The 3,662-nt window shown below is 72.1% G+C and carries 5 protein-coding genes; 3 read left to right on the forward strand and 2 right to left on the reverse strand.

Annotation, left to right across the window (positions count from 1 at the left end; genetic code table 11):
• On the forward strand, nucleotides 1-207 hold a 207-nt coding region (locus tag AB0C29_RS38190), incomplete at its 5' end, for a hypothetical protein (protein ID WP_360831166.1).
• Nucleotides 208-211: 4 nt separating this feature from the next.
• Here AB0C29_RS38190 and AB0C29_RS38195 read toward each other — a convergent pair.
• Nucleotides 212-1,636, reverse strand: coding sequence for an APC family permease (locus tag AB0C29_RS38195; protein ID WP_360831169.1), 1,425 nt, complete (start codon nucleotides 1,634-1,636; stop codon nucleotides 212-214).
• A gap of 111 nt (nucleotides 1,637-1,747) precedes the next feature.
• On the opposite strand from AB0C29_RS38195, the gene AB0C29_RS38200 reads away from it, so the two are divergent.
• Together AB0C29_RS38200 and AB0C29_RS38205 are read left to right on the forward strand one after the other, a co-directional pair.
• On the forward strand, nucleotides 1,748-2,155 hold the full coding sequence (locus AB0C29_RS38200) for a universal stress protein (protein ID WP_360831172.1): 408 nt from the start codon (nucleotides 1,748-1,750) through the stop codon (nucleotides 2,153-2,155).
• Entirely contained in the window at nucleotides 2,155-2,538 is a 384-nt protein-coding gene (locus tag AB0C29_RS38205) for a VOC family protein (RefSeq protein ID WP_360831175.1), read from the forward strand. The genes AB0C29_RS38200 and AB0C29_RS38205 overlap by 1 nt, the downstream gene beginning before the upstream one ends.
• A 3-nt stretch (nucleotides 2,539-2,541) precedes the next feature.
• Here AB0C29_RS38205 and AB0C29_RS38210 read toward each other — a convergent pair.
• A partial coding sequence (locus AB0C29_RS38210; RefSeq protein ID WP_360831178.1) for an ABC transporter permease occupies nucleotides 2,542-3,662 on the reverse strand: 1,121 nt, incomplete at its 5' end.

The raw sequence follows: 3,662 nt of genomic DNA on the forward strand, positions 1-3,662 counted from the left end.
GCGGCACCGAGGTCCGCCAACCCAAGACCAGCGAAGCCACCGGAACTCGCTACTACTCCGACAACGGCACCACGGTGGCTGTCCCGCGACGCCGCCGCGCAGCACGTCGTGCTGCGCACCGAGCGCGCGGCCAAGGCCCTGCCGGGCGGCCTCAAGGAGGCCATGGCCCGGCAGTACGGCACCTCACCGGTACGCCGGCTGGGCTGACCCGCTACTTCTCCAGCTTGGCCGGGTCGATGGTGGTGTCCTGGTGCAGGATGAAGCGGTTGGTCGCGTAGGTGATCGCCCACAGCACGACGCCGATGATCAGCAGCACGCCGGCCACCTTGTAGTCGGCGCTGGCCCGGCCGGAGAGCGGACTGGCCAGGTAGGCGCAGCTGATCGCCCCGATGACCGGGATGATCGTCGGGGCCTTGAAGTGCTTGTGCTCCACCTTGTCGCGGCGCAGCACCAGCACCGCGATGTTCACCACGGTGAAGACGCAGAGCAGCAGCAGGGCGGTGGTGCCGCCGAGGGCGGTCAGGTCGGCGAACCAGATCAGCCCGAAGGCGATCAGCGTGGTGAAGACGATGCCGACCCAGGGCGTACGCCGGGTGCGGTGCACCTTGCCGAGCACCTTGGGCAGCACCCGCTCGTTGGCCATGCCGTAGAGCAGCCGGCTGGCCATCAGCATGTTGATCAGTGCCGAGTTGGCCACCGCGAACATAGTGATGAAGGCGAAGACGGTCAGCGGGAACGCGGGCGCCCCGGCCTCGACCACCTTGAGCAGCGGCGCATCGCCCTCGTTGAGGTCGGCCGGGGAGACCAGCGCCACGGCGGAGATGGCCACCAGGACGTAGATCGCCCCGGTGATGCACAGGCCGGTGAGCATCACCTTGGGGAAGATCCGCACCGGGTCCTTGGTCTCCTCGGCCATGTTGACCGAGTCCTCGAAGCCGACCATCGCGAAGAACGCCAGCGCGGTGGCCGCGGTGACCGAGAAGAACGCGTGCTCGCCGGGTGGCGAGTCGAACTGCACCAGCCGCGACAGGTCGCCGTTGCCGCCGCCGAGCGCCCACGCGCCGATGCCGATGACGATCAGCAGGCCGGTCAGCTCGACGCAGGTCAGCACGACGTTGGCCTTGACGCTCTCGCCGACGCCGCGGAAGTTGACCAGGGCGATCAGGGTCATGAAGCCGACCGCCACCGCGGTCAGTCCCAGGCCCTCGCCCAGCGTCAGGTCGAACGCCTCGGCGAAGTTGCCGGCGAACGCCTTCGACGCGCTGGACGCCGAGGTCAGGCCCGAGCACATCACCGCGAAGGTGACCATGAACGTGAAGAAGTGGATGCCGAAGGCCTTGTGTGTGTACAGCGCCGCGCCGGCCGCGCGCGGATACTTGGTCACCAGCTCCAGGTAGCTGAACGCGGTCAGCAGCGCGACCACGAACGCGATCAGGAACGGCAGCCAGACCGCCCCGCCGACCTCGCCCGCGACCTTGCCGGTGAGGGCGTAGACCCCGGTGCCCAGGATGTCCCCGACGACGAAGAGCAGCAGGAGCCCGGGGCCGATGACCCGGTTGAGAGTGGGTTGTCCGTTGGCTTCGGTGTCGTCCCGTGTTCCCGCGTCCGCCATAGCCGCGTACCTCCACATCGACATGCCTGGCCTCACGGTAAGCGATCAGCGGCGAACGCGCCGCCGCAGAGGCTTGTTCCGGCGCGGCGCACGGGTGAGGATCGATCCACGTGATCCCACCTGCCGGAGGACGACATGCACATCGTGCTGGCTGCCAAGCCCGACGCCGACCAGCCCTGGATCACCGACGCGGTGGCCCGGCTGGCCAAACAGACCGGCGCCACGGTCTCCGTGGTCGCGGTCGACGAGGTGGAGCTGGAGCGGTTCTCCCCGGCGCCGCGCAGCGTCTTCGTCCAGGGCGCGAAGGAGGCGGTCGACACGGCGATCCGGCGGCTGGCCGACGTGGGGGTCGAGGCGCAGGGCACGGTGCTGCCCGGCCGCCCGCTGGAACGCATCATCGAGTTCGCGGCGCAGCAGCAGGCCGACGTGATCGTGGTCGGGGCCAGCTCCCGGCCGGCGCTGGCGGAACGACTCCTCGGCAGCGTCCCCCTGCAGCTGATCGAGAAGGCGGCCCGCCCGGTCCTCGTGGTGACCCATCCCTGATGGCGGTGCTCGCGCAGATCTCGCTGGGCGTGCACGACTGCGAGCGGGCCGGTGCCTTCTGGAGCGAGGCGCTCGGCTATGTCCGGCGTCCGCCGCGCTACCCGGGTGACGACTGGATCGTCATCGAGCCGCCGGCCGGCGTCCCGGGCGCGGCGATCGCCCTGGACCTGAGCGAGACCCCGGTCCAGGACCAGCCGCGGATCCACTTCGATCTCGACGCCGGCGACCGCTCCCTCGACGAAGAGGTCGCCCGCCTCCTTGCCCTCGGCGCCCAGCGCGTGGACTGGCCGTACTACCCGCAGGAGCTCGAGCCGGGCGCGCCGCCGTACGTGGTGCTCGCCGACCCGGAGGGCAACCGCTTCTGCGTGGCCGGGTGGTCCTGACTTCTACTCGCGGGCACCCAGCAGGGAGACCGGCGCCGCCCGGGTCGCCGACCAGGAGGTCAGCAGGCTGGTCAGCCCGGTGACCATGAACGCCACCACCGCCAGCACCGCCATCAGCGTCCACGGCAGGTCCAGGGTCGCGGTGCCGGTCACGGCCGAGGTCGTGGCCAGCACCGCGGCGTAGGTGCCGGCCGCGGCCAGGGCGCCCAGGAAGACGCCGATCATGGTGACCGCCGACGACTCCAGCAGCGCCGCGCGCAGCACCTGGGGGCGGGTCAGGCCGGTCGCCCGGGCCGCGGCGAACTCCCGGCCCCGGGCGGCCGCGGCGATCACGACCGCGTTGACCACTCCGATCAGCGCGTACAGGCCGCCGAGGCCGAGCACGATCAGCATGATGTTGTCGCTCGTGCTGGTCCGGGCCTCGGCGTCGGCCCGGAGCCAGTCGTCGACGCCGGTCACGGTGCCCACTTCGGACAGTGCCGCGGTGACCCGGGCGGGGTCGGCGCCGGGCGCGAGGGTGACGAACGTCCGGGTCGGTGCCTCGGCGAGCTGGTCCGCCGGGAGCAGGCCCACCGGCACCAGCAGGGCCGCCCCGCCACCGATCGTGGCCGGCACCTCGGCGACGACCGGCAGCGAGTGGTCGGTGCCGGCGAAGTGGGCCGTCACGGTGTCGCCCCGGGAGAAGCCCTCCCGGGCCGGGCCGCCGGCCACGGTGTTGCCGCGCAAGGCCTGCAGGGAGCCGGTGCCGGGGTGCGCCCGTTCGTAGGCCGCCGGCTCGACGACCAGGGCGGACTCGATCAGGGTGTCCGCCGTGTCGCCGCGGCCCGTGGTGATGCGGACCGGGGTCTCGGTCTCCGACGAGAAGGACGCCACGCCGGCCACGGCCGGGAATCCCGGTCCGGTGGTCTCGACCACCAGGTCGGCGGCTGTGCCGCGGCGCTGCTCGGCCACGCCGGCGGCGGCGAACGAGGCGGACGCCCCGACCTGCCCGAAGACGACGCCGATCAGCACGATGAGCGGGGCCGCGGTGGCCGCGCTGCGCCGGACCTCGTCGCGCAGGTTGGCCCGGGCCAGCATGCCGGTCACCCCGGCGGCCGGGATCAGCCGGGCGACCGCGGGGACCA

It is taken from the genome of Actinoplanes sp. NPDC048791, assembly GCF_040650095.1.
In the GTDB taxonomy this organism is placed as follows: domain Bacteria; phylum Actinomycetota; class Actinomycetes; order Mycobacteriales; family Micromonosporaceae; genus Actinoplanes.